Genomic DNA, 26,563 nt, shown 5'->3' with positions numbered 1-26,563 from the left:
TACGCATGAGAATCTATATTCCCCAAAAAATAACCATTACCGTAAAAAAATCGGCTGCACTCCCGGCAACAGCCCTGCCGTTTGCGCGGGGAACTTCGCGCTTCGCGCTCGTTGCAAGTGCCGCGGCAGACCGTGATTGGAATCGAACTGCGCAAAATTTCTTCGAAATTTTGCTTGCCATCGGTCAGAGCGGCTCGGCGGCATTGCCGCTGCCTCGCGTTCCGCCTTTTTTATATATTATACGCTTTTTTCCGTGTATACATTTTTCATGCGTAAGCCCTGACGATTTTTTTGTAGCACGGCAGGTTTTTTGCAGTACTGCAGGAATCGGCGAAGACGGTGCGGATGAGGGAACATTGCGTTTAGCGTGACTCGAACACGCAACCTACGGATTCGAAGTCCGTTGCTCTATCCAGTTGAGCTATAAACGCTTTTGCAGGATTTGGCGCCGCACCGAACGTCCGGCTCGCGGACACATCGTCGGGTAACCGTTTTATTAATTAAGAAAAGCGGGTGCCTGGTGGGGATTGAACCCACGACAACCAGATCCACAATCTGGCGCTCTACCACTGAACTACAGGCACCGTAGCGCATTTGCAATGCCCGAAGACTATAACAAATTTTTTGACGGTACGTCAAGAGCGCGATGCGCGAAGTTCCCCGCACATAGTCCCCCGCTTTTATCATCGCACGGCTTTTATTTTTTTTCGCGCTTCATCGGAAATTTTCAGCGCGTCCTCCTGCAGCTTCAAATGCGTGCCGTACATGGATGCCGCAAGCGCGTCGATTTTTCCGCCTTCGCCTTTCGTTTCGGCAAATACGCGCTGTCTCAAGCGGACTTCCCGCACGAGCGTATTATCTTTTTCAAGAAGGGCGATGAGATCCCAATGCCAATTCAAATCGCTCGGAGGGAAAAGCGGCGGAGGCGGATCTTTTCGGCGCGAGTTCGCTTCGGCGACGATTTGCATCAAGCCGGGCGCGCTGTCTTTACCGAGCACTTTCGTCATATACGGTTTTCCGAAAACGCATATCATCCCCGTTTCATCGAGCTTGTAATCGCCGAAATCGATCGGCGTCTTTACGATATTTCTGATGCGATTACTTCGTCCCGTCACGCAGGTAAAGATGCTCGCGCTCGAAACGATATGCTTTGCGACGGAAAAAGTTTTCCCCGTGTCGTCGAAGGACGCGAGGTCGTCCGTGTACGGCATCGTCGTCTCCCAAAAACGGAGCACGTACATACCGTCATCGCTTACATAGTACGAGCGTATTTCAGGCGCTCTCGGATAGGGTGCAAGACGTATGCTCTGCCGCTTGCACACACCCTGCCAATAACCCCTAAGCTCGCCGCCTAAGAGCGCGGAGGGACTGCCGACCGAATCGACACGGAGTACAAAATCGAGATAAAGTTCGTTTCCGATGACGGCGACGGGGATGCGCGTTTCGTATTTTTTTTTGCCGTTGTATTTGACGACGAGTTCCCACGCGCCGCTCTCATAGGGAAGGACATTTCCGTTTGCATCGTAGCGCGGGGGACGATTCAAAAGGTCTTCCGCCGTCACCGTAAGACGCTCGGCTTCTTTTGTCGTCGCAGTACACAAAAATCGTTCGGACTGTTCTGCAAAGGCTTCGGGTTCCGCCGCTCTGTCGTAAAACCAGCCGTAATACGTTTTTAAGATAAGGGCGATATCGGTCGGTTTCACTGCCGCCTTTTCTGCAGTATTCTCCGGTACAAAAAATACGTAGCGGTCATCTCCCGTCCAAATGCCTTCGAGCAATGCGGGAAAGTTTACCGTCTCCCGTTCGGGAACGCTCACGTAGTCCCAGCCGTACATAGCGGCAATCGTACGCGCGTCGAGTTCCGTTTGCGCACAAAGAAAAGCGGAGAAAAAAACAAAAAGCGGCAAGAGGCGAAGGGCTTTACCCATATCTATCATATCGGCAAATTTTCCCGATATACGCACCGTATTATGCGATGAGCAAAGTAATCGAGTTTTGAAACAGCCTCTCTACACTTTGTATAGAGCATATCGAAAACTCACCTTAATATCCTTTCATGATGAAGACATGGATTACCTAAAGCCTCTCACTTACGCCTCGCGCGTTGAAAAGGGCTGCGTTTCACGCTATCATTGTGCGGTATGCCTATAAGCGTTACGGCGGAAAAACTTGCGTTCGGCGGAGCGTCCATTGCGCGGGTAAACGGCAAAGCGGTCTTTATCCCCTATGCGATTCCGGGCGAAATGCTCGACATCGAAATCATCTCTTCAAAACGCGATTACGATGAAGCCGAAATCGTGAGCATCATCGCGCCGTCATCTCACAGACGGATTCCCCTGTGTCCGTATTACGGAATCTGCGGCGGTTGCAATATGATGCATATAGACGATGCGTATCAGCGCGAGCTTCGAAAATCGGTGCTCGCCGACTGCTTTTTGCGGGCGGGAATCGATGTGCCGGAAATCGATGTGGTTGCTGGAAAAAGCACGGGCTACCGCGCGCGGTTTTTGCTGCACGATGGCGGGCTTGTCGTACGCAACGGGGAATCGATCGTACCTGTAACTCGCTGCACGGTCGCGACGGATGCAGTGAACGCGTGGCTTTCCGAAACGGCTTTCGAAAAGCGTCCGCGCGGTCTCCTCCGCATATTCGGCGACGAAAGAGTCGTAAGCGCGAATTCGAACGGCAAAAAAATCGTTTCGGTACAGTGCGCGAAATCGGAAGAATCGGAAACGGTAAAAACCGTGCAAAGTGCGCGCGGAAAAAAAATCAAAACGCCTCCTAAGCGATTTTCGGGAACGCTTGCATCGCCCGATACGGCGGTAAAAATCGCACTCGGAAGAAAAGAAATCGGCTTTGACGTCCGGGGGTTTTTTCAATCGAATATCGATGTGCTCGAGCGCGCAATCGAAAAAGTATGTGACGGTCTTTCGGGAAAAAACGCGCTCGACTTGTATGCGGGCTGCGGCACCTTTTCCGTTTTTCTTTCGGACAGTTTCGAACACGTAACGCTCGTCGAACACAACCGCGATGCCCTCGTCTTTGCCGAACAAAATATGGCGGGAAAACGGCACGCGAGTTTCGGTGTCAGCGGAAAAACGTGGGTACGCAATTTTGCAAAAACCGCTCCGCTTTTCGACGCCGCCGTCGCCGATCCGCCGAGGAGCGGAATGGAAAAAGAAACGTGCGACTGGCTTTGTAAAAGCGGCATTCCCCACATACGCTCGCTTTCATATGATCCCGCAACGCACGCGCGCGATGCGGCAAAGCTTGTCCGTTCGGGCTATCACCTCACATCTCTTTCTCTGCTCGATTTTTATCCGAATACGTGCCACATCGAAAGCTTGGCAATCTTTGAAAAACGAGCCGAATAAGGTAGGCAGAATGCAAGGATTGTCTAAATTTCTATACAGCTTTATACTCTTTTTAATATTTTCGGTTGAAAATACGCTTTTTTCACAAAGCCGTGCAACCCTTCGGCGCGATTTTGCAACCGAAGAGCCGAATTGGACGCTGACGCTCAACGGTAAAATCATCGCGCCTCCGCAGGCGACGTCCTACGGTTTTGCAGTCCTCACCGACGGCCGTACAGTGTATGCCTCACGCGACGACGGTACCGTCCTCTGGCAAAAGGAAATGGGCGGTAGAATCAGCCCCTACCTCACCGTACTCGACGGCGATTTCCTTTTAACCGTTTTCCGCGGCAATACGCTCACGCTTTTAAATCCCGAAGGACTTTCGCTGTGGTCGGTTCGCGTACCCTTTACGCTTGCAGCTTCTCCGTTTATCGGGCGGGATGCGCGCATCTTCGTGTGCGGAAAAAATGACATCGCATGCTACGGCATCAAGGGCGTGTGCAAGTGGCATATCCGAACCGAGGAGCAAGATATGCAGCCGATACAGGAACTGCCCGACGGGAGCATCGTCGTTCTGCTTGCAAAACCGGACGGCGGCAGAACCGCCGCACTTCGCATATCGCCGTTCGGGGAAATTATGGAAAAATTCGCGTTTACCGGAATCGTCGCGTCCTGCGTTTCATCCCCGCAAGGCGGCATTCTCGTGACGCTGAAATCGGGGGGCGCAGGGTTATGCGCACTCGACGGCAAAAATAAAACGACGACAAAGTGGGCGCTTTCCCGAACGGCAGGCGGACTTCCGCTTCTCGCAAACGACGGCAGTTTTTTTATCCCCTATTCGACGACACGAGCCGCGCTCGTGCAGCCTGCAGGAGAAGATGCCGCCGTCACGTTTTATAAACTGTCCGACGGAGAGGCTGCAACGCATTATCGCGTTTCCGATATCGACGTTTTGCGCATTTCGTATGTCAAGCCCTTTTTGCGCGGCATGGCGTTCGCGGATGCAAAAGGAGCTGTCTTTTGTACCGAACGCGAAAGCGTCGTGTGGAGCGTGCGCCTTCCCGACATGAACGGCACCTCCGATCCGTGGAATTATCTTCTGTATACCGAAAGCGGCTACCTCATCGTGTGCAAAAAATCGTGGACGATCGCGGGTTTCCGCGTCGTACAGAATGTCGGAGGCGAAAAGCTGCAAAGACAGGATCGAGGAAATTACGGCGCATTTTTTGCAAAAGAAACTCCGCTTTACGATATATATGAAATCGAGGGAAAACTCGATGCGGGATTAACCGGAAGCGAACGACGGGCGGCGCTCGAAAGCGGTATGTACGGTCCGCTCGAAAAATCGTGGATGTCGGAATTGCGCAGCGCGTGCGATGCTTACCGTTCGGCGATCGCAAACGCATCATCTGCGGGAAGACGCGAAAAACGTTCGATTTTTATCGAAGACGTTGCCGGCACCGACGCGATGTTCAAGCAGCTTTCACGATTCGGCACGAGCGCCGAAAGCGAAATCATCGCGCGCCTCATCGATGCCGAAGGGATCGGCGTACATTTGCCGATGCTCATCACACAGGCAGGAGAATGTGCATACGATCCTTCGGGCAGTATGCTCGATTCGCTCGACAAAGCGTTCCGTACGATACCCGCACAAAATACGCGACTTTTGCAAACCCTGTGTGACGCAGTCTTTTCGATATGCCGCTTTATGGGACGCCCGGCCTTTTATCGGCACGGCAAAGATATACTCGCCCGCCTTTTGTACCCCGAGTACGATGCAAAAGTGAGAGCGTATGCGGGACAGACGCTGCAAAAAATCGCTGCGCTCGGAAAAGAGCAGGCGTAAAAAAACAAAGGTTTAAACGAGCCGATGAAATGGCGCGACTCGTTTAATTTCGAGTTTTCTTTCGAAAACTCGCGGATATATATGTGCGCGAGCGCACACTAATTCAACAGTCTCCAAAATTGATATTTTGTTCTCGATAAAAGAACGAATTGACGCAGCGTCGATATTTTGCTATTATACTGGAACATCCGCCCGGATGGTGGAATTGGCAGACACGCTAGCTTCAGGTGCTAGTGAGCGTACGCTCATGGGGGTTCAAGTCCCCCTCCGGGCATATTCGAATATTTCAGGAAAAAATAACTTCTTAACATATTAATCGCAATCAAAAAAAGATTCGGGACTTGAACTCGTGAGCGAGCGTATCCCTATCACACAGCGCGCCGTAAACATCGTAATAAGGAATTGCAGTCGGGAGCGCCGAGCAATATCGTTGCAATCCACCCACGTACTGCACGTGAACCGTTTTCTAACAAAAAAACCTCTGAAAACCGGATAGGTTTTTCAGAGGTTCATACATACCGCCTGCACAGAAAATATTGGCTGCAAAAAATTGAAACGCGTTTTACTCTGCGGGTTCGAAATCGTCGGGATATTCGACGTTTGTGTATACGTTTTGCACGTCGTCGTTTTCTTCGAGCTTGTCGATGAGCTTTTGCACTTTTTCGGCCGTCGCCGCATCGACTTGCGCGTTCGTATCGGCGACCATGCCCACTTGCGCGGAAAGCGATTCGAGTCCCTTTTCCTGCAACGCTTCGAGTACGCCGTCGAAAGCGGAAGGATCGGTCGTCACGGTGATGATACCGCCGTCGTTTACGATATCGTCCGCGCCCGCTTCGAGACCGACTTCCATAACCGTATCTTCCGATACTTTTTCGGCGTCGTATTCGATCGTTCCTTTGCGCGCAAACATGCGGGAAACCGAACCCGTTACGCCGAGCTTTCCGCCGTTTTTGTCGAAGATGTTGCGTACGTCGGCTGCCGCGCGGTTTTTATTGTCGGTAAGCGTTTCGACAAGGACGGCCACTCCGCCCGGTCCGTATCCTTCGTAGACGAGCTCTTCGTAGGTTTTTCCGTCCGTGTCGCCGGTACCTTTTTTGATCGCGCGTTCGATATTGTCTTTCGGCATACTCGACGCGCGCGCTTTTAAGATGGCGGTGCGGAGTCTGGGATTCGAGTTCGGGTCTCCGCCGCCCATGCGCGCAGCGATTGAAATTTCTTTAATAAATTTTGTAAACATTTGGCCGCGTTTTGCGTCGGCGATTCCTTTTGCATGTTTAATCGTTGACCATTTACTGTGTCCTGACATGGTTTATCGAACTCCTCTGAAAAAATTACTGAATAATGATTGTTTTGTAACTATAGCATAAAACGAATATGACTGTCAACGATGTGAAAAGCGTGTGAAAAGCGATGTCTTTAACCCGCAGGGTGCGGCGGCATTAGATGCTCCGCGAGATAATAGACAGTTTACCCGTATTCTGATATAATGGATAAAATGAGTACGATTAGGCTTTCTCCGTCGCTGCTTTCCGCCGATTTTGTGAATTTGAAAGCGGCACTCGCATTGATGGAACAAAAACGCAGCGCTTCCGTGCACATCGACGTGATGGACGGAAGCTTCGTGCCGCAGATTTCATACGGGCAGCCGGTTATCGCTTCGCTGAGACCGCATACGAAGTTGCCGTTCGACGTCCACCTCATGGTCGAACATCCCGAGCTTCAAGTCGATGCTTTTGCCGATTGCGGCGCCGACTGGATCACTTTTCACATCGAAGGAACGGTACACGTTCACCGGCTCATCGAGCGCATCAAATCGCTTGGCAAAAAAGCGGGCATCGCGTTCGTACCGTCGACGCCCGTTTCCGCGCTTTCCGAAATTTTGCCCTTCGTCGATCTCGTGCTCGTCATGACGGTCAATCCGGGCTTCGGCGGGCAAGCCTTTATTCCGTCGTGTGTTAAAAAAATCGAAGCGCTCGCTGCAATCAAAAAGGAAAAAAATCTTTCATTCGATATTTCCGTCGACGGCGGCGTCAACAAAGCGACGGCGCCTCTCGTTATCGGTGCGGGTGCCGATATCCTCGTATCTGGCTCCGCATTTTTCAAAGGCGAATTCGATTTGGAGTCGATATGATCGATACCGTAAAACGTTTTGCGCTCGTCCTTGCCGTCTTTGTTTTTTGTGCGGCGGCCGTTTTTTCCGCATCCCGTGAAGGGCAGGTCGCTCTCGCTCAAGGCTGCGATGCATTTAAATCGGGCGATTGGTATTCGGCGATGATTTCGCTCCGTAAAGCGGCCGCCTATCCCGAAAATGATACGGCTGATACGCGCTATATGCTCATCGCGGCGGAAATGTATGCCGGCGCGTATGCCGAAGCGCTCGCCGATTGCGATTATTACCTTCGGGTTTTTCAGGGCGGTCCGTATGAATCCTACGTGCAGTATCAAAAAGGGCGTGCGTCTTTTTATCTCGGAGACTATGAAAAAGCGGTTTTGCTTTTGAGCGATTTTTGTCATCAGTATGCCGATCACGAAATGTACGCGTCGGCTTTGTTTTGGATCGCCGAATCCTTTTATGTCGGCTACAATTACGATGAAGCGCTTCCGCTGTACGAGCGCATCGTACGCGAATTTTCCTCCGATGCAAAAGCTCAGGCGGCCGAACATCGCATTGAAGCGATCGCACAGCGCACGCGTGAAGAAAAATTATTATATCTCCTGAAAAAAACGGGAGAAGCGTATTTGGCGGCAAAAGAAGATTACGAAAAGCAGCTGCACATGTACGATGCGGTGAGCGTCACTTCTTCGGGGAGCGAAAAAAGGGCGGCCGATTTGCAGAAAAAAAACGAAGCGCTCGCGGCGGAAAATAAACGCCTGCAGGCGGAGCTTACCGATCTGCAAAATAAACTTGCTTCTCAAAAAGCCGAAGCGAACGAGCGCGTGCTGCGCCTCAAAGCGAAAGCGCGCGAAGCGGAAGCGCTCATGAAGGAGGAGGCACAGTGAACGGGCGAGTCTTTTTGCGCGGCGCCGTCTTTGCCGTCTGTTTCGTCTTATCGTTGTCCGGATATCTTTTTGCGAAAGAGGGTGCGGACGCGAAGACCGTGACCGTATCTTCGGGAAACGCAAAACTCGTGCTTCGCGGGGAGCGGGGAACCTTTCAGCTCTATGCGCTCGGAGAAGACGGGAGCGAAACTGCGGTTCTTTCAGGAGCGGATGCGTTTACGTCGACGTATTTTTCCCTCCTCGCCGGAAAAAAAGAATACCGTTTAAGTTCGTCCGGCGGAGCGGCAACGGGTGCGACTGCAAATCCCGACGGCGGAACGCTCGTCTATAAGCTGCACAAAATTGCAGATGTTACGGTCGATTTTTCGTTTGCAAGGTCTCCCGAAAGCTCTTTCGACGATATCGTAAAAGTTCGCATTTCCGTCGTCAACGCGGGAAAAAAAACGAACACCTTTGCGCTCAAGGGCGTATTCGATACGGTGCTCGGAGAAAAGACGAAAACGCATTTTTCGACGGCGGATATAAAATCGATCAATGCGGAAACGCAGTTTCACGATATGAGCGCATCCCGCTGGATTTTGTCGCGGGGGCAGGAAGCGGCCGTGCAGTTTTTATTGTACGGAGCGGATACGACAAAGATCGAAGAGGCGACGCTCGGCAATAAAGACGTGCTTTCCCTTCCGATGTGGTCTCCGGTTTTTGTTCCCGTCCGTTCTTTCGACAGCGTGACGTCGTACAACAATTCCGCGCTCGCGGTAAATTGGCCGAAAGCGTCGCTCGAAAGCGGGGCGGAAGCGGAAGTCGTTTTTTATATCGCGCTTTCCTCCGACGGGACTGTGCCGAAAGGTGGCGCATATATCGCTTCTTTCGATAAAACGCTTCCTGTGGATGATAAAGCGAATGAAAACTCGAAAGCGATCGTCGGCGATGAAAGCGCCGTCCCCGAATGGAAGCTCGACAAAGCGTACGTCGCTTCTCTTTTGCAAAGAATACAGGCATTGAGCGATTACGATGCCGATGCGGATGAACTCGCGGAACTCAACGCGGAACTCGATGCGATCCTCGAGCAGCTGAGGCGGCGATAAATATGCCGCGCGATGTTCTCGATGTCGCTTCAAAAATGCTCTCTCGCAGAGATTTCCCTTCTGCGATAAAGCTCCTCGAAGGGCGAAGCGAAATTTACGAAGGCAATTTCGATTACTATATTTTGCTCGCACACGCGTGTCTCTATGCGGGAGACGCGGGAACGGCGTCGATGTATTATCAAAAGGCGCGGGAGATAAAGCTCACCGATACCGGCTTGCTTTTGGGACAAGCCGCTCTTTTTTTGCGGCGGGGCAATACCGACCGCGCGGTGCAGTATTATCTCGAAGTGCTCGACGGCGATCCCGAAAATAAAACCGCAAAAAGGGCGCTCGAATTTATTCGAACGCGGGGCGATTACGATACGATTTGCCGATGGATAGACAGCGGAAAGATCGAACGGTTTTATCCGCCGCTCGGTGTGAATATCGGAAAGATTTTAGGAATCGCCGTTCCTGCGGCGGCCTGCGTGCTGGGAGCGCTTTTTATGCTGCTCATTATCCGATTTCCGCGAAACGCTCCTGAGGGGGAGAGGGCGGACTTATCGGCGCTCGCGCTTTCTTCCGACGAAACGAAATTCGCTCAGGAAAAGGATATGGCGTCTTCGGCCTATGCGTTTATCCTGTCGAACAAAGAGATAACCGAAAGCTATGCGCGTTCTCAGCGGTATTTTCAAGCCTATCGCGACAATGCGGCGCAGAGCGAAATCAACCGGATCTTGCATTCGAACGCATCGCTTTCGATCAAACAAAAAGCGCGCGTTTTGATGAGCTATCTTTCACCTCCGACTTTCGACACGATAGCCGACAATCCCTCGTATGAAGATGCGGTGAAAAATCCCGTGCTCTACGAAGATTGTTATGCCGTCTGGTCGGGACGCGTTTCAAATGCCGTCACGCAGGGTACTTCATACCGTTTCGATCTGCTTGTCGGCTACGAAACGATGGAAAAAGTCGTCGGCATCGTGCCGGTGCAATTCCGATCCGATCCGGGGATTACGAGCTCGCTTCCGGTCAAAGTGCTCGGAAAGATCGTATTCGATAACGGAAAGATGAATCTTGAAGGGCGGTCGGTGTATCAAAGCGTAAAGGATTTTCTCGAAACGCCGTAAACTGCAGTTTTTTATGTGATTTCCGCGTAAAACGACAAAGTTTCGGCGATATATATAGAGGGCAGCTCTAAAAAAATCGAGTCGATTTCGGGAGTCTGTCCGAGTTTTGCGGCGCCCCGTTTTGTGCGAAAGCGGTGCGGAAAAAAATTGATAAAGGAAGGTGTGTAATGGCAACGGCAGCTGTAAACCAGATGGCGGATAAGTCGGAAAAATTAAAGGCTTTGGAAGCCGCTCGGCTCCAGATCGAAAAGCAATACGGCGCGGGTTCTCTGATGAAGCTCGGCACGAAGGCGGATACAGCGGGTTTCGACGTAGTCCCCTCCGGCTCGATTTTGCTCGACGAAGCGCTCGGCATCGGAGGGTATCCTCGCGGACGCATCATCGAAATGTACGGGCCGGAGTCTTCGGGAAAGACGACGCTTGCCCTCCATGCGATCGCCGAAGCGCAAAAGCTCGGAGGCATCGCCGCTTTTATCGACGCGGAGCACGCCCTCGACCCCCAGTATGCGAAAAGCCTCGGCGTCAATATCGACGATCTTTGGGTATCGCAGCCGGACACGGGAGAGCAGGCGCTTGAGATCGCAGAAGATTTGATCCGCTCGGGTGCGGTCGATATCATCGTCATAGACTCTGTCGCGGCTTTAACTCCGCAGGCGGAAATCGAAGGAGAAATGGGCGACAGCCACATGGGTTTGCAGGCGCGCCTTATGAGCCAAGCGCTCAGAAAACTCACGGCGATCATCGGCAAGTCGAATGCGATCCTCGTGTTTATAAATCAAATCCGCATGAAGATCGGCGTCATGTTCGGAAATCCGGAAACGACGACGGGCGGCAATGCGCTTAAATTTTATTCGTCGGTGCGTCTCGAAATCCGCCGCATAGAATCGATCGAAGGGAAGGGCGACGAAGACGCGATGGGAAACCGCGTGCGCGTAAAAGTCGTCAAAAACAAAGTCGCCCCTCCGTTCCGCAAAGTCGAGCTCGACATCTATTTCGGAAAAGGCGTATCCGCTTCGGCGAGCCTCCTCGATTCTGCGGTAAAGCACGGCCTCATCGAAAAACGCGGCGCGTGGTATTCTGCGGGAGAAGATAAAATCGGGCAGGGTAAAGAAAACGCGGTGCAGTTCCTCGAAACGAATAAAGACTTTGCCGCAAATATCGAAAAAAAATTGCGCGCCGAACTCTTTCCGGGGCAAGCGCTCAAGATGAAAGACGGCGCGGCAAAGGGCGATGCGGGAAAAGCCGACGCAAAAGCGGAAGCGGCAAAACCCGCCGCACAAAAAGCGGATGCTCGCTCTGCCGCCGATGTGAAAAAAAGCGACGGGGTAAAGGCGGGGGTAAAACCCGCGGCGAACGAAGAGGAGCTTTTTTGATTGCATGAAGTGACGCTCGGTATCGGCTCGAATATGCCGTACCGCTCCATGCCGTCGATCGATATAGTAAAGGCGGCCTGTGCGGAGCTGCGCCCGCTTTTCGTTACGTTTGCCGCTTCTTCGCTGTACCGCACACAGGCGCTCTACATCGCCGATCAAAGCGATTTTTACAATATGGTCGTCTGCGGCGCCGTCCGCGAAGGGCTTACGCCGCACGATCTCCTTGCCGAAATTCACAAGATTGAAGCGAAGTACGGACGCAACCGTAAAAAAGAAGTGCGCTTCGGACCTCGTTCCCTCGACATCGATATCGAACTTTTCGGCGATATGGAAATCGACGACGAAACTCTTACGATCCCGCATCCGAGAATGCGCGAAAGAGCCTTTGTGCTTGCCCCGTTCCTCGAAATATTAAAGCGCCGTGCCCGCGGAGATGATGATAGGGGTGCGGCTTCTCTTTTGATAAAAAAATACGGTGCGGATTTGGAAAAGCTCTCCGATCAGCGCATAGAGCGCTGCAGCGATTGATAAAACTGAGACGCGTAAACGCAATGCGAAGCTTGCGGAAACGGTGCGACGGATTTTTAGAACCGATTTTGCTTTTTTAAGTCGAGAGTCGAAAAACGCTCATCGCATTTTTCTTTTATGGGAGACGCGCGGAAATTTCTGCGCGGGGAACTTCGCGCTCCGCGCTCGTTGCAAGTTCCGCACTGCTCGAAATCTTCGCGCTCCGTCTTGCCACTGCCTTTCCGTGCAAGTATAATGAAAAACGCGAAAATAATTTGCAGTGCGCACAAAACGATTGGAGTACCTATGTCAAAATATCCTTTTGAATCGATCGAACCTAAGTGGCAAAAATATTGGGAAAAAAATAAAACCTTCAAAACGACGGAAGACGAATCGGTGCCGAAAGAAAAGCGGCGCTACGTTCTCGATATGTTTCCGTATCCGAGCGGCGCGGGCTTACACGTCGGACACCCGGAAGGTTATACGGCGACCGATATCTATTGCCGCTATCTCCGCATGAACGGGTACAATGTTTTGCATCCGATGGGCTACGACGCATTCGGTTTGCCCGCCGAAAACTATGCGATTAAAACGGGCACGCATCCGGCAACTTCGACGATGGCGAACATCGAACACTTTACGCAGCAGATCAAAGCGCTCGGTTTTTCCTACGATTGGGACAGGTGCGTCATCACGTGCAAAGAAACTTATTATAAATGGACGCAGTGGATTTTTTTACAGCTGTACAAGCGCGGTCTCGCTTATGAAACGGATTCTCCGATAAACTGGTGTCCGAGCTGCAAGACGGGGCTCGCAAACGAAGAAGTCAAAGAAGGAAAATGCGAACGCTGCGGTTCTCCCGTTACGCGCAAAACGATCCGGCAGTGGGTTTTAAAGATCACCGCGTACGCCGACAGATTGCTCGAAGATTTGGACGAACTCGATTGGCCTGAAAGCGTCAAGCTCATGCAGGAAAACTGGATCGGACGATCGACGGGAGGAGAAGTCGATTTCGCTGTCGCAGGCAAAGACGGCAAAGCGAGCGGAGATAAGCTCACGGTTTACACGACGCGAGCGGACACGCTTTTCGGTGCGACGTACATGGTTATCGCGCCCGAACACCCGCTCGTTTCAAAGCTTACGACCGACGAGCAAAAAGAAGCCGTCGCCGCATACGTCGAAAGCGCCGCAAAAAAATCCGACCTTGAGCGCACCGATTTGGCAAAAGATAAAACGGGCGTGTTTACCGGAAGCTATGCGATCGACCCGGTAAACGGTCGTGAGATTCCGATTTGGATTTCGGACTACGTACTTATTTCGTACGGCACCGGTGCGATTATGGCCGTTCCCGCGCACGATGAGCGCGACTGGGACTTTGCAAAAAAATTCGATTTGCCGATCGTAAAAGTCGTCGCATCGAAAGAAGAAGCCGCTTCCCTCGGCGGCGGAGACGAAAAAGCGGGACAGGCGATTTTATTGAACGCCGCAAAAGACGAGGCGGCATATCGAAAACTTGTCGAAGCGCATCCCGAAATCTTCAACGTCGCCGATGCGTGCACGAGTGCGGACGGGTATTCGATCAACAGCGGTGCCTTTACGGGAACGGCTACGAAACAGACGATCAAAGACATGATAGCATGGCTTTCCGAAAAGGGTATCGGCAAAGAAGCGGTAAACTATAAACTGCGCGATTGGATTTTCAGCCGACAGCGCTATTGGGGCGAGCCGATCCCGCTCGTGCATTGCCCGGCCTGCGGCGTCGTTCCCGTCGACGAAAAGGATTTGCCCCTCGTATTGCCCGATGTAAAAACCTATCAGCCGACGGGCACGGGGGAAAGTCCGCTTGCGGGGATCGACGAGTGGGTGAACTGCACGTGCCCCAAGTGCGGCGGAAAAGCGAAACGCGAAACGAACACGATGCCGCAGTGGGCGGGAAGCTGCTGGTATTATCTGCGCTATCTCGACCCGCACAACGGCGAGCGTTTTTGCGCTCCCGAAAAAGAAAAATACTGGATGCCGGTCGATCTCTATGTCGGAGGTGCCGAGCACGCGGTGCTTCACCTTTTGTACGCGCGCTTTTGGCACAAAGTCCTCTACGATATCGGAGCCGTGTCTACGAAAGAACCCTTCCGCCGCCTGGTCAATCAGGGGATGATCACGTCGTTTGCATACGAGCGCAAAAATAAAACCCTCGTGCCAACCGACATGGTCGAAGAAAAAGACGGCGTCTATATCGAAAAAGCGACGGGTGAAAAACTCGAACGCGTCGTCGCAAAGATGAGCAAGTCGCTGAAAAACGTCGTAAATCCCGACGAAGAGATACAGCTTTACGGCGCGGACAGCGTACGCATGTACGAAATGTTTATGGGGCCGCTGACGATGTCGAAGCCGTGGAATACGCAGGGCATCGTCGGCATAAACCGCTTTCTCGAAAAAGTGTGGAACGTGAGCGAAAAGGAAATCGGCGATATCGATATCTTCGGCACACTCGACGACGCTTCTCTTGCATCTGCGCGGAAAACCTACGCGCAAACGGTAAAAAAAGTGAGCGACGATACGGCAAGCCTTTCGTTCAATACGGCGATCAGTCAGATGATGATTTTTATCAATGAAGTGTCGAAGCTTTCCGTCGTGCCGAAAGTCATGTGGGAAGGCTTTGTCAAAATGCTTTCGTGCTACGCGCCGCATTTGGGCGAAGAGCTGTGGCAAAAACTCGGTCACGACGGGACAGTCGCATACGAATCGTGGCCCGCGATCGACGAAAAATATTCTGCCGACGATACGAAAACGATAGCCGTTATGGTAAACGGAAAACTCCGCGCAACCTTTCAAGCGGCAAGCGGTACGCCGAAAGACGAACTTGAAAAGACGGCGCTTGCGGAGGAAAGCGCTGCAAAGCACATCGAAGGTAAAAAAATTGTTAAAATGATTGTCGTGCCGGATAAACTCGTCAATATCGTCGTACAGTGATTCGGCGGCGGGATGCGGCGGGGATACTTCGGAACACGGTGATAAGGGGCGTAAAGCGATGAGCGGATTGCATTATAAAGCGGTTATCTTCGATATGGACGGCACGATCCTCGACACGCTCGACGATTTGGCATCAAGCGTAAACTACGCCCTCGAAGCGAACGGTTTTCCGAAGCGGACGCGCGAAGAAGTGCGGCGCTTTGTCGGAAACGGTGCGGTAAAATTGATTCGGCGCGCAGTGCCCGAAGGTACGGCGGATGCCCTTTTCGATAAAGTATTCGAAGATTATAACGCCCGTTATAAAGCTCACTGCGCCGATGCGACAAAACCCTACGACGGCATTCCCGAACTGCTCGCGTCTCTGCGCGCGTCCGGCATAAAAACCGCTGTTGTTTCGAATAAGCCGGATGAAGCCGTGCGGATTCTTGCCGAAATGTATTTTCCCCGCCTTTTCGATGCCGCCGTCGGAACGAGAGACGGTATCAAAACGAAGCCCGCACCCGATTCGGTGTTTGAAATTATTAAAAAAATCGGAGCGGAAAAAAAAGACTGCGTGTACGTCGGCGATTCCGAAGTCGATATAGAAACTGCAAAAAATGCGGGCATCCCGTGCATCAGCGTTTCGTGGGGTTTTAAGGAAAGCGAATTCCTTGCCGAACACGGAGCGCAAAAAATCGTCAATAACGCAAAAGAGCTTTCGGCTGCCGTCGGTGCGTGACGGAGCGTTTAATCCGTCGCCTTGCCGATAAGCCATTTTCCTCTGCCGTAGTAGATAAAAAAAGCGACAGCGGTCGCAGTCCACGTGATCGGATAACAGGCGACGACGGTTAGAAGCGTGTTATGCAGCGGAACGGCTGTGAAAATCCACGCGACGCGCAGCACGCATACGCCGAGCATCGTTATGATCATAGGCTTGAACGTTTCGCCCGTACTGCGGATCGTGCCGGAAAGTATTTCGATCGGAACGTAGGCGATAAAAAAGAGCGGCAAAAAATGCAGCAGCGATTTTCCCTGCTCGATTACCGCTTCGTCGTGCGTAAAGAGCAAAAAGAAATATTGTCCGAAAAGATAAAAGATCAGCGTATAAAAGAGGGCAGCTCCTCCCGCCATACCGAGCCCCTGTATCGTCGCCTTTTTCATACGATCGATTTTGCGTGCGCCGTAGTTTTGACCGGCAAAGGTTGTGATTGCAATGCCGAAGGAGCTTACGGTCATCCAAAAGACGGAATCAAGCCTGCCGTATGCCGCCCATGCAGCTGCGGCGTCCGTTCCGAATGAATTGATATTCGATTGAATTATTAAATTTGAAACGGTATAGAGCGATGCTTGCATGCCGGCCGGAAGTCCTATTGCACTCATGCGTGAAAGGAGGTGCGGCGTAAAACGGATTTTTCCGATGACGAGGCGGGCGTAGCGGTTCGGTTCCCGCATGAGTTTTACGAGCGTCAAAACCGTACAGATGACTTCCGAAATAACGGTTGCCCACGCCGCCCCCGCAACTCCGAAGCGGAAGACTGCAACGAAGAGGAGATCGAGGAAAATGTTCGCGACGCAGCCTACAACGAGTATGATAAAGGGGCTTTTGCTGTCGCCGAGCGCGCGCAAAATGCCCGATCCGACGTTATAGACGAACATCGGAAGGGCGCCGGCAAAAAAGATTCGGAGGTAGGTTACCGAAAGCGGAAAGATATCGTTCGGTGTCGATATCGCTTTCATCGCGGGAGCGGAAGCGAAAACGCCGGCGACGGACATAAAGATGCCCGCCCATATCGACATCGCCATAGCGGTGTGTACGGCTCGGCTCAGCTCGTGCTCGCGTTTGGCGCCGTAAAATTGAGAGATTATGATCGTTGCGCCGCTCGATACTCCGAGAAAAAATCCTACGAGGAGATTGACGTAGACGCCGCTTCCTCCGCTTACGGCGGCAAGGGCTGCTTTGCCGAGAAATTGCCCGACGATAACGGCATCGACCGTATTGTATAGCTGCTGAAAAAAAGTGCCGAGCAGAATCGGGAAAAAAAACGAAAGGAGCGAGCGCCATACCGGTCCTGTGAGGATGAAAGCGGATGTGCCGTTGTTGCCGTCACGCGTCATGCGTTTTACTGTACCGCGCTTTTACGCCTTTGTCCAGTTTGTACGAAAGCGAGTGTAGAAAGCGAGCACGCGGGGCATTCGCTGTAATAGCGTTCTTGACAAATAGGAGCGATTAAAGAAATATTAGCAAGTAAATATAAATTGAAAATAGGAATTGCGACTTCGTAAAGTGAAGATAAAACCATGAATAAAACTTCACGACTGCCGTACATCATCGGTTCTTTTTTGCTTATTGCCGTTTGGTTAGTGTGATATGCGTGTCCTTGCTCCGTGCGGGAAATTGCTATATACTGATTATATGGGTGGTATTCAAAAAAAAGGCGGACTGCTTGCCGCGGCCGCAAAAAAAACCGATGCGAAAAGCGGAGCGAAAGCTGCTCCGGCAAAAAAAACTCAAGCGAAAGAAAAGCGCGCCGAATCTGCAAAATCGAAGAGCGCAAAGCCGAAAACGGCAGCGAAAAAAACGGCTTCCGCCGCCGGTAAAAAAAGCGCGGTAAAAGAAGCGAATAAACTGTCTGCAAGCGCTGCAAAAAAAAACGCGGCGAAAACAACAACCGGAGCTTCGCGGGAAGCAGCGAAAACCGCTTCGGGCGGAGCGCATTCGGCGGCTGCAAAAAAACTTTCCGACATCGCCAAGCGGCCGACTCCGAAACACGGCATATACGATGAAGACAGCATTTTGCACCTCGAAGGGCTCGAACACATACGGCTCCGGCCCGGCATGTATATCGGCAGTCTCGGCGACGGATCGAACGAAAACGACGGCATCTATATTTTATTAAAAGAAGGTATCGACAATGCGGTCGACGAATTTTCTCAAGGCTTCGGAAAGCGAATCGATATCGATATCCGCGACGGGCGCGTAAAAATCCGCGATTACGGGCGAGGCATTCCGCTCGGCAAACTCGACGACTGCGTGTCGAACGTAAACACCGGCGCAAAGTACAACAATACGGTGTTCAAGCAGGCGATCGGTATGAACGGCGTCGGCATCAAAGCGACGAATGCGCTCTCTTCGTATTTTCGGGCGGCATCGGTGCGCGACGGCAAAATGGCCGTCGTCGAATACGCGCACGGCGAAAAGACGGGCGAAAAACTCGGCAAAGCGAAAGACGGCGTCAAAAACGGCACCTATCTCGAATTCGTTCCCGACGAAGAAATTTTCGGCCCGTACACGTTCAATATGGATATGGTCGAAAAGCGTTTGTGGAATTACGCTTACCTCAATCCGGGGCTCCTCATCAGCTGCAACGGTAAAGAATATAAAAGCGAAAAAGGATTGGAAGATTTGCTTTTAAACGAAATGGGAAAGAGCAAGCCGCTCTATCCTATGTTTTCGTATAACGGCAAAGCGATTCAATTCGTCCTCACGCATACGAACAGTCTCGACAAATTCGTTTATTCGTTCGTAAACGGACAGAGCACCGAAGACGGCGGTACCCACGTAACGTCCTTTCTCGACGGCTTTACGAAGGGTATCAGCGCCTTTTATAAAAAAGAATACGACGTACGCGATGCGGCGGGCGGGCTTTTCGTCGCGCTCAAGATCGGCATCGACAATCCCATGTTTACGAGCCAGACGAAAAACAAGCTCGGCAACGTCGAAGTGCGCTCGCCGATTATGAAAGAAACGCAGTTCGCGATCGACGATTGGCTGCGTCACAATCCCGACGTCGCAGGCGCGATCGAAGAAAAAATTATTAAAAATCAAAAAGCGCACGCCGAAATCAACAACGTTACCGACAAGCAGATCCGCGAAGCGGCAAAAAGCGTTACGCTCAAAATCCCCAAACTTAAAGACTGCCGCTATCACGTGCAGGACGGAGAAGAAGGCGCGGAGTCGATGATCTTTATAACGGAAGGCGATTCGGCAACCGGCTCGATGGTCGGCTGCCGCGACGTTGCGACGCAGGCGATTTTTTCACTCCGCGGAAAACCCGAAAACATGTACGGCAGGCGGAAGTCGGCGCTCTATGAAAACGAAGAACTGAAAAACCTCACCTTTTCGCTCGGTATTCAAAAGGATATCGAAGATCTCCGCTACGATAAAATCGTCATTGCAACCGATGCCGATAACGACGGCTTCCATATCCGAAATCTCGTGCTCACGTATTTTTTGCTGTATTTCGAAGAGATAGTTTTACGCGGTCACGTGTACATCCTTGAAACGCCGCTGTTCCGCGTGAGAAATAAAACGACGACGCGCTACTGCTACAGCGAAGCGTCCCGCGACAAAGAATTGAAAGCGCTCGGAGCGGGCGCGGAAGTGACGCGATTTAAAGGCTTGGGCGAAATCAGCCCGAACGAATTCGGACAGTTTATCCGTCCGCGAAAAGAAGGCGACGGTGAAGACCGCGGTATGCATTTGACTCCGGTGTCGATCGAATCGCTGAAAAACGTGCCGAAAGTGCTGCAGTTTTATATGGGAAAAAATACGCCCGAACGCAGAAACTTTATCGTACATCACCTCGCTTCCGAAATCGACGCGTAAGCGTATCGGTCGGCGCCTTTGACTCGGCGTGTGCGCATCGGTTCGGTGAATCGAAAGATGCGTGTCAGAAAGTGAGAGCTTTTAAGACGACTTCATTCGTATATGTTTTTATACGGAGGATTTTATGGATAAGGCGGAACGGATCAGAAACGAAAAACTCGGAGCAGGCCTCATAAAAGCGCTTTCGCTTCGGCACTTCGACGCTTATTACTGCGCGTCATGCGCGGAAGCGGCTGAAAAAATTCTCTCACTCATACCGAAGACGGATGTCGTATCCTGGGGCGGCTCCGTGACGATGGAAGCGCTCGGCGTCATAGATCGCGTAAAAAAAGGCGGATGGCGCGTCATCGACCGCAGTACGGCACAGTCGCAGGAAGAGAAAATCGAAATCATGCGGCGCGCGCTTTTGTGCGATACGTATTTGACGGGAGCGAACGCGATTTCGGAAGACGGCGAAATCGTCAACGTCGACAGAAACGGCAACCGAGTTGCAGCGATGACGTTCGGTCCGAAAAGCGTCATCGTCGCGTGCAGTATGAACAAAGTCGTAAAGACCGCCGAAGACGCGACTTCCCGCGCGCGCAATACGGCGGCTCCCGTCAATGCACAGCGCTTCGACATACGAACGCCCTGCAAAACGACGGGAAGCTGCGCCGACTGCAAAAGCACCGACAGCATCTGCTCGTACATCGTGCACACGCGCTTGTGCAAACCCGCGGGAAGGATCAAAGTCGTCCTCGTCGGAGAAACGCTCGGGTTTTAATCATAAAAAAATTGACAACAAAGAAGTATCAACTTTGGTTCAAAATGAACCGTGGCAAGAGCACGACCCCGGTGCAGGGATACAGGAATATACATTGTCTGTCATACGTCCTTTACAGCAATTAAAATTGGGAGATTAACGATGAAAAAAAATATTATAGTTTTACTGCTTACAACCGTTGTGTTTTGTTGTACGGCGAAAGAAAGTCTCCCCGTGATCGAAACCGTATTCGTGCAAGGCGGAACGTACAATTGGAAAAAGCTGCTGGGTATCGGTTCCGAAGAAGTAACGGTTCCCGATTTATACGTACAAAAATATGAAACGACGCGCAACGAGTGGGAAGCATTTATAAATGAAACCGGCAAAAAGGAATTCTATAAGATTACGGCGGTACAGCTGAATTATTATAATCTCATGGCGTATCCCGAATCGGCTGCTGTGGGTATGACATTTTATGAAGCGCTCGAATATTGTAACTGGCGAAGCAAAAAAGAAGGGTATACGCCTGTTTATACGTTAAAAGGAGATATGCCGGTACAAAGCTCGTATACGTATCCCGAACCGGTAAAAATGCCTGAGATTGTTGTGAATAAAAAAGCGGACGGATACAGACTTCCGGAAGAAAGCGAATGGATATATTTTGCACTGGGCGGTTTGGAGGGAATAAAAACGAAGTGGTGGGAAAAGAGGCCGGTAGAAAGGTATGCATGGGTTGCTACGAATTCATCATCGACCGAGCCGGTGGGAAAACTTGAGCCGAACCCTGTCGGTTTATACGATGTATTCGGGAACGCATGGGAATGGTGTTGGGATATAAAGCCGAATTCCGCAGGTGAGGAAGGAATAAATAAATCACGTCTTTCATGTGGTGCTTGTGTAAGTTACACAAAATCTCAAAATGTAGGGAAAGATGTGCTTTTATTTATGGCGGTCTTGGCAAAAAAAGGCGGTAGCGACCCCTTGGAAAGATATTATACAGGGGTTCGTATGGTTCGGAACGCAGCGGGTATTAGTGAATCGGCACAAGGACTTTTCGGCAGCCGTTATTCGGCGGGTAAGAGAGTATATGCTGCGGATAACTTGAATATTCGCGCAGCTCCGAATGTACGGGGTGAAAAAGTCGTACTGGCAGGAAAGGGAAGTCCGCTTACGGTACTTGAAGAAGGGAAAAAGGAAACGATAGACGGCATAACGGCTCCGTGGATAAAGGTACGCTTACATGACGGCACGGAAGGCTGGTGCTTTGCAGGATATGTTGCGGCGCAAAAGCCGTGAACGAAATACCGGCTTGATTTCAGCGGGGTGCGGTAAGAGCGGAAGCGAAAGAAGGGAAAAGAGAATAAGTCTCTGCCCGCCCTCTAATCGACCTTCTCCGAGAGCCTCTCCGCAAGGAGGCAGGCGCCTTCGACTATCGCTTCGTGTTCGACTGGCGCTATCCGCGCGTACAATGTGTCCGCCGTATCGCCGGGCATGACGTCTACTTTTTTTTGCACGAGGATCGCCCCCGTGTCGCAGCCCGAATCGACAAAATGCACGGTGCAGCCGCTTTCCTTTTCGCCTTCGGCGATGACCGCTTCGTGTACGCGCCGTCCCCACATACCCACGCCTCCGAATTTCGGAAGCAGGGCGGGATGCAGATTGATGATCTTTCCGCCGTACTCGCCTATTATGGGGCCGCATAAAACCGTAAGCCAGCCGGCAAGAACGATCGCGTCCGCTTTGTGTTTTTTGCATGCGGCGAGAGCCGCGTTCGAAACGGAGAGGCGCTTTTCATCGCGCGATGCGGCCTCCGCTTTTTCTTTTCCGAGTACCGCGTACGCGCTTACGAGCTCCGTCGCGACTCCCGCCTTTTTTGCGCGTTCGAGCGCATAAGCGTCTTTTCTGTCGCTTACGACGAGGCTGACACGGTAGGGACACGAAGCGTGCGATTTTTCATAATCGATGAGCGCCTGCAAATTCGTGCCGCTTCCCGAAACGAAAACTGCGATCGAAAGCATTTCATTCCTCAAAGAGCGTCATCGCTTTATTGCCTTTGACGTTTCCGCGGATTTCTTTTTCGGATGCGGCGACGCGCCCTATCGTATAGGCTTTCATGTCGGGGATGCCTTTGACCGAAAAGCGCTTTGCGTGTTTGTTGAATCGATCGACGATCGCGCAGGCGTCGCTTTTTTTTACTGCAAGCACAAAGCCGATTCCCATATTGAAAGTTTCGAACATGCGCTTTTCGTCGGCTCCCCGCCTTACGAGCTCCGCAAAAATAGGGGGCACGTCCCAGCTTCCGTTTTTAATAATCGATATGAGCTGTTTTTGATTTTCCTTTGCACGGGGATACATGCGCGGGAGATTTTCATAAAATCCGCCGCCCGTGATGTGTACCATGCCGTGTATCGAAGTCCGGTACGTTTTGAGTACGTCCATAACCGGCCGCACGTAGATGCGCGTCGGCGTCAAAAGTACATCACCGATCGTTTTTCGATCATGCTTTCCGTCCGAACAAAAAGGTTCGCTGAAATCGGTAACGAGTTTTCGTACGAGCGAATAACCGTTCGAATGAACGCCTGTCGACGAAAGACCGATGAGTACGTCTCCCGCTCGTGTTTTGCTCCCGGTTATAAGCTCTTTTTTTTCACCGATGCCGACGCCGAAACCCGCGACGTCGTATTTGCCCTTGTCGTAAAAGCCCGGCATTTCAGCGGTTTCGCCTCCGAGCAGCGCGCAGCCCGCATCTTTGCAGCCTGTGGCGATTCCTTCTACGATTTTGCCCGCGATCTTCGCATCGAGCGAACCGCAGGCGATGTAGTCGAGAAAAAAAAGCGTCGGCACACCTGAGCAGAGGATATCGTTGACGCTCATCGCAACGCAGTCGATGCCGACGGTATCGTATTTTTTCATCTTAAAGGCGATGTCGAGTTTTGTGCCGACGCCGTCCGTACCGCTTACCATAACGGGTTCTTTGATGTGTTTCGGCACGGCGAACATACCGTTGAAGCTTCCGATACCCGTCAAAAGTCCCGGGATCGCGGTTTTCGCCGCCGATTTTTTGTATTCGTCGACCGCTTTATATCCTTCGCCGACGTCGACGCCGCTTTTTTTGTAATCGATGGTTTTCGCCATATCGCCCCGCCTTTATCGAAATAATTACAAACCGTCTTCCGAAAATAGTGCTGTCTCAAGAGTCGGTTACTTTTGGACAGCTCCACATTTAGTCAGATATTATTAATTAATAATTTTTACTAGCACCGCAGCTGTACGCTTCGGATCTCTCCGGGCACCGCTACGGGATATTCGCCTGTAAAGCAGCCTTTACAGTAACCGTATTGTTCGGGATTGCACGAGCGAAGCGCTTCGAGCATACCGTCCATACTCAAAAACGCGAGCGAATCGGCACCGATCTCTTCGCGTATCGCTTCGACGTCGTGATCCGATGAGATGAGTTCCGCTCTGCGCGGCGTATCGATTCCGAAATAACACGGAAATTTTACCGGCGGGCTCGAAACGCGTAAGTGTACTTCTTTTGCGCCCGCTTTGCGCAGTATTTGAATGAGGCGCCTGCTCGTCGTACCCCGTACGATCGAATCGTCTATGACGATGACGCGCTTTCCGTTTATTTCGTTTTTGATCGTATTGAGTTTGACGAATACGGTATTTTCCCGCTCTTTTTGCGTCGGTGCGATAAACGATCTGCCGATGTATTTATTTTTGACGATACCCGTCGCATAGGGAATGCCCGCCGCCCGCGAATAGCCGAGTGCGGCTCCGAGTCCGCTGTCGGGCACTCCGATGACGACGTCCGCCGATACGGGATTTTCTTTTGCAAGCATCGCTCCCATGCGAAGCCTTGCTTCCTGCACGGGGATTTCGTCGAGTATCGAATCGGGACGCGCGAAGTATACGTATTCGAAAATACACGATCGCTTCGATGTCTTTTCCCCGAACTCGAACGAGAGTACGCCGTCGCCGTTGATGATGACGATTTCGCCGGGACGGATATCGCGCACGAAATCGGCTCCCATCGCATCGATCGCGCAGCTTTCGCTTGCAAGCACCCAGCCGCCTGCGAGTTTTCCGAGACAGAGCGGGCGGATGCCGTTCGGATCGCGCGCACCGATGAGGCAGTCCTGCGTCATAACGCAGAGCGCGAACGAACCTTTGATAAGCTGAATCGTATCGGTAAGTGCGCGTTCGAGTCCCTTTTTATAGCTTTTTGCGATGAATTTGACGATAACTTCCGTATCGCTCGTCGAATTGAACGTCGAGCCGCTCTCTTCGAGCATTTCGCGAAGCTGTTCGTAATTGACAAGCTGACCGTTGTGCGCAACGGCGACGGTGCCGAGCTTGAAGCGGTAGACCATGGGCTGTGCGTTTTCGATCGTACAGCCGCCGGCGGTCGCATAACGGACGTGCGCGACGGCGATCCTTCCCGAAAGAGCATCGAGGTCTTCGCGTTTAAAAACGTCGGCGACAAGCCCCATAAGCTTATGTGCTTTGACGTCGCTTCCGTCCGATACGGCAATCCCCGCGCTTTCCTGACCGCGGTGCTGCAGCGAATACATACCGTAATAAGCAAGGGAAGAAGCGCTCATCGAAGCCGTATCGCCGGATGCATTATTCAAATACACGCCGACAACACCGCATTCGTCATGGAGAACATCTTCTTCATCGGTTAAATCGTTCATACCGCCGCCGTCCGTAAAATTGTTAATTAATAATCAGAGTTCTTTTTCGATGCGGCCGAGCATTTCGACATAGGCTTCTTTGACGTTGCCGAGGTCGCGGCGGAAGCGGTCTTTATCGAGCTTTTCGTTCGTCTTTGCATCCCAAAAACGGCATGTATCCGGCGAAATCTCGTCGGCGAGAAATATGACGCCGTCTTTATCCTTACCGAATTCGAGCTTAAAGTCGATAAGGCGCACTCCGCAGCGCAAAAAGAAATGCGTGAGGATCGTGTTGACTTGAGCCGTGATTTCGTAAACGCGATGGAGCTCATCCCACGTTGCAGCTCCGATAGCGACCGCGTGGTAATCGTTGATGAGCGGATCGTCGAGCTCGTCGCACTTGTACGATATTTCAAAAACCGTCGTTTTAAGCTCCGTTCCTTCGGGCACTCCGAGACGTTTACTGAACGAACCCGCGGCGACGTTCCGCACGATCACTTCGAGCGGAATGATTTTCACTTTTCTGCAGAGCACTTCGCGGTCGGAAAGTTTTTTAATAAAATGCGTCGGCACGTCCCATGAATTGAGCAGCTCGTAGAGCTTTGCCGAGATTTCGTTGTTCATGATGCCCTTGTCTTCGATCGTGCCTTTTTTTGCACCGTTAAACGCCGTCGCGGAATCTTTGTATTCCATAATGACGAGATCGGGATCGGAAGTTGCAAAGATTTTTTTTGCTTTGCCTTCGTAGAGCTGTTCTTTTTTAACGACGTTTTCGTTCATAGCGATACTCCATTGCCGCCCTGCTGCGCGGCGTCATCCGCAAGTTTTTTGCGAAATTCGATAAGCTTTGTTTTTATTTCGGGATATTTCAATGCAAGAATTTCAAGGGCAAGATAAGCGGCATTTTTTGCGTTTCCGATGCCGACGGTCGCGACGGGAATCTGCGGCGGCATCTGCACGATGGAAAGGAGCGCGTCGAAACCTGCAAGACCGTTCGAACCTTCCGATACGCTTTCAAGAGGCACACCGATAACCGGCAGCACCGTCATACCCGCGATCACGCCGGGTAGGGCGGCTGCAAGACCTGCACCGGCGATGATTACTTCGGCGCCTTCACGTTCGACTTTTTCGACCGCCGCACGGAGCAGGTTTCCCGTACGGTGCGCGGAGATGATAAACGCTTCGTACTCGACGCCGAAGTCTTTGAGTACATCGGCAGCCTTTGCCATTTTTGCCGTATCGGATTTCGAGCCGAAAAAGATTGCGACTTTCATATACGAACTATATCACAACGATCGCGCACAATCAAGGTTA

At 51.7% G+C, this 26,563-nt stretch carries 21 protein-coding genes and 3 tRNA genes; 14 read left to right on the top strand and 10 right to left on the bottom strand.

Going from position 1 to position 26,563, the window contains the following annotated elements; all coding sequences use genetic code 11:
• Nucleotides 1-357 precede the first annotated feature (357 nt).
• The 3 genes from H9I36_RS03310 to H9I36_RS03300 form a co-directional block, all read right to left on the bottom strand.
• Nucleotides 358-431 (bottom strand) — tRNA-Arg (locus H9I36_RS03310).
• 81 nt (nucleotides 432-512) lie between these two features.
• Nucleotides 513-584: transfer RNA gene (locus tag H9I36_RS03305), tRNA-His, on the bottom strand.
• A 99-nt stretch (nucleotides 585-683) separates the two neighbouring features.
• Entirely contained in the window at nucleotides 684-1,928 is a 1,245-nt protein-coding gene (locus H9I36_RS03300; RefSeq protein WP_187383961.1) for a hypothetical protein, read from the bottom strand.
• A gap of 213 nt (nucleotides 1,929-2,141) precedes the next feature.
• Here H9I36_RS03300 and H9I36_RS03295 point away from each other — a divergent pair, with 213 nt between their 5' ends.
• The 3 genes from H9I36_RS03295 to H9I36_RS03285 all read left to right on the top strand — a co-directional run bounded on the left by H9I36_RS03295 (nucleotide 2,142) and on the right by H9I36_RS03285 (nucleotide 5,476).
• Entirely contained in the window at nucleotides 2,142-3,374 is a 1,233-nt protein-coding gene (locus tag H9I36_RS03295; protein WP_187383960.1) for a class I SAM-dependent RNA methyltransferase, read from the top strand.
• Between the two features lie 10 nt (nucleotides 3,375-3,384).
• Entirely contained in the window at nucleotides 3,385-5,202 is a 1,818-nt protein-coding gene (locus H9I36_RS03290) for an outer membrane protein assembly factor BamB family protein (protein WP_187383959.1), read from the top strand.
• A 190-nt stretch (nucleotides 5,203-5,392) separates the two neighbouring features.
• Nucleotides 5,393-5,476, top strand: a tRNA-Leu gene (locus tag H9I36_RS03285).
• 288 nt (nucleotides 5,477-5,764) lie between these two features.
• Here H9I36_RS03285 and H9I36_RS03280 read toward each other — a convergent pair.
• Nucleotides 5,765-6,508 carry a YebC/PmpR family DNA-binding transcriptional regulator gene (locus H9I36_RS03280; protein ID WP_187383958.1) on the bottom strand — a complete coding sequence of 248 codons (744 nt, stop codon included), beginning with the start codon at nucleotides 6,506-6,508 and terminating at the stop codon, nucleotides 5,765-5,767.
• A gap of 189 nt (nucleotides 6,509-6,697) precedes the next feature.
• Between H9I36_RS03280 and rpe the strand changes: the two genes are divergently transcribed.
• The 8 genes from rpe to H9I36_RS03240 all read left to right on the top strand — a co-directional run bounded on the left by rpe (nucleotide 6,698) and on the right by H9I36_RS03240 (nucleotide 15,964).
• On the top strand, nucleotides 6,698-7,333 hold the full coding sequence (gene rpe / locus H9I36_RS03275; RefSeq protein WP_187384048.1) for a ribulose-phosphate 3-epimerase: 636 nt from the start codon (nucleotides 6,698-6,700) through the stop codon (nucleotides 7,331-7,333).
• Nucleotides 7,330-8,202 carry a tetratricopeptide repeat protein gene (locus H9I36_RS03270; protein ID WP_187383957.1) on the top strand — a complete coding sequence of 291 codons (873 nt, stop codon included), beginning with the start codon at nucleotides 7,330-7,332 and terminating at the stop codon, nucleotides 8,200-8,202. The genes rpe and H9I36_RS03270 overlap by 4 nt, the downstream gene beginning before the upstream one ends.
• Nucleotides 8,199-9,287, top strand: coding sequence for a hypothetical protein (locus tag H9I36_RS03265; RefSeq protein ID WP_187383956.1), 1,089 nt, complete (start codon nucleotides 8,199-8,201; stop codon nucleotides 9,285-9,287). Before H9I36_RS03270 ends, H9I36_RS03265 begins: the two co-directional genes overlap by 4 nt.
• Nucleotides 9,288-9,289: 2 nt before the next feature.
• Entirely contained in the window at nucleotides 9,290-10,396 is a 1,107-nt protein-coding gene (locus H9I36_RS03260) for a tetratricopeptide repeat protein (RefSeq protein ID WP_187383955.1), read from the top strand.
• 167 nt (nucleotides 10,397-10,563) lie between these two features.
• Nucleotides 10,564-11,769 carry a recombinase RecA gene (recA, locus tag H9I36_RS03255; protein ID WP_187383954.1) on the top strand — a complete coding sequence of 402 codons (1,206 nt, stop codon included), beginning with the start codon at nucleotides 10,564-10,566 and terminating at the stop codon, nucleotides 11,767-11,769.
• A gap of 9 nt (nucleotides 11,770-11,778) precedes the next feature.
• Entirely contained in the window at nucleotides 11,779-12,297 is a 519-nt protein-coding gene (gene folK, locus H9I36_RS03250; protein ID WP_370586945.1) for a 2-amino-4-hydroxy-6-hydroxymethyldihydropteridine diphosphokinase, read from the top strand.
• Between the two features lie 285 nt (nucleotides 12,298-12,582).
• Nucleotides 12,583-15,246 carry a leucine--tRNA ligase gene (gene leuS, locus H9I36_RS03245; protein WP_187383952.1) on the top strand — a complete coding sequence of 888 codons (2,664 nt, stop codon included), beginning with the start codon at nucleotides 12,583-12,585 and terminating at the stop codon, nucleotides 15,244-15,246.
• Nucleotides 15,247-15,304: 58 nt separating this feature from the next.
• Nucleotides 15,305-15,964 carry an HAD family hydrolase gene (locus H9I36_RS03240; protein WP_187383951.1) on the top strand — a complete coding sequence of 220 codons (660 nt, stop codon included), beginning with the start codon at nucleotides 15,305-15,307 and terminating at the stop codon, nucleotides 15,962-15,964.
• A gap of 8 nt (nucleotides 15,965-15,972) precedes the next feature.
• On the opposite strand, the gene H9I36_RS03235 is transcribed toward H9I36_RS03240, so the two are convergent.
• A complete protein-coding gene (locus H9I36_RS03235; protein ID WP_187383950.1) occupies nucleotides 15,973-17,340 on the bottom strand; it encodes an MATE family efflux transporter in 1,368 nt (455 codons plus the stop codon).
• Between the two features lie 298 nt (nucleotides 17,341-17,638).
• Between H9I36_RS03235 and H9I36_RS03230 the strand changes: the two genes are divergently transcribed.
• The 3 genes from H9I36_RS03230 (at nucleotide 17,639) to H9I36_RS03220 (ending at nucleotide 21,869) form a co-directional block, all read left to right on the top strand.
• Complete coding sequence (locus H9I36_RS03230; protein WP_255422638.1) at nucleotides 17,639-19,831, top strand: toprim domain-containing protein; 2,193 nt, start codon at nucleotides 17,639-17,641, stop codon at nucleotides 19,829-19,831.
• A 124-nt stretch (nucleotides 19,832-19,955) separates the two neighbouring features.
• A complete protein-coding gene (locus H9I36_RS03225; protein ID WP_187383949.1) occupies nucleotides 19,956-20,594 on the top strand; it encodes a lactate utilization protein in 639 nt (212 codons plus the stop codon).
• Nucleotides 20,595-20,735: 141 nt separating this feature from the next.
• Entirely contained in the window at nucleotides 20,736-21,869 is a 1,134-nt protein-coding gene (locus H9I36_RS03220; RefSeq protein ID WP_187383948.1) for an SUMF1/EgtB/PvdO family nonheme iron enzyme, read from the top strand.
• An 83-nt stretch (nucleotides 21,870-21,952) separates the two neighbouring features.
• Here the strand turns inward: H9I36_RS03220 and purN are convergent, their stop codons facing one another.
• From purN to purE, 5 genes are all read right to left on the bottom strand, one after another.
• Nucleotides 21,953-22,591, bottom strand: a complete 639-nt coding sequence (purN, locus tag H9I36_RS03215) for a phosphoribosylglycinamide formyltransferase (RefSeq protein ID WP_187383947.1) — start codon at nucleotides 22,589-22,591, stop codon at nucleotides 21,953-21,955.
• 1 nt (nucleotide 22,592) lies between these two features.
• On the bottom strand, nucleotides 22,593-23,708 hold the full coding sequence (purM, locus tag H9I36_RS03210) for a phosphoribosylformylglycinamidine cyclo-ligase (RefSeq protein WP_187383946.1): 1,116 nt from the start codon (nucleotides 23,706-23,708) through the stop codon (nucleotides 22,593-22,595).
• Nucleotides 23,709-23,827: 119 nt separating this feature from the next.
• Complete coding sequence (gene purF, locus H9I36_RS03205) at nucleotides 23,828-25,270, bottom strand: amidophosphoribosyltransferase (RefSeq protein WP_187383945.1); 1,443 nt, start codon at nucleotides 25,268-25,270, stop codon at nucleotides 23,828-23,830.
• Between the two features lie 33 nt (nucleotides 25,271-25,303).
• Nucleotides 25,304-26,029 carry a phosphoribosylaminoimidazolesuccinocarboxamide synthase gene (gene purC, locus H9I36_RS03200; protein WP_187383944.1) on the bottom strand — a complete coding sequence of 242 codons (726 nt, stop codon included), beginning with the start codon at nucleotides 26,027-26,029 and terminating at the stop codon, nucleotides 25,304-25,306.
• Nucleotides 26,026-26,523: a 5-(carboxyamino)imidazole ribonucleotide mutase gene (purE, locus tag H9I36_RS03195; RefSeq protein ID WP_187383943.1), complete on the bottom strand. Its 498-nt coding sequence runs from the start codon at nucleotides 26,521-26,523 to the stop codon at nucleotides 26,026-26,028. The genes purC and purE overlap by 4 nt, the downstream gene beginning before the upstream one ends.
• Nucleotides 26,524-26,563 lie beyond the last annotated feature (40 nt).

Source organism: Treponema sp. Marseille-Q4130 (genome assembly GCF_014334325.1).
Lineage (GTDB): Bacteria > Spirochaetota > Spirochaetia > Treponematales > Treponemataceae > Treponema_D.
The sequence above is the reverse complement of the archived record's forward strand: the minus strand, read 5'-3'. Positions and strand labels throughout refer to the sequence as shown.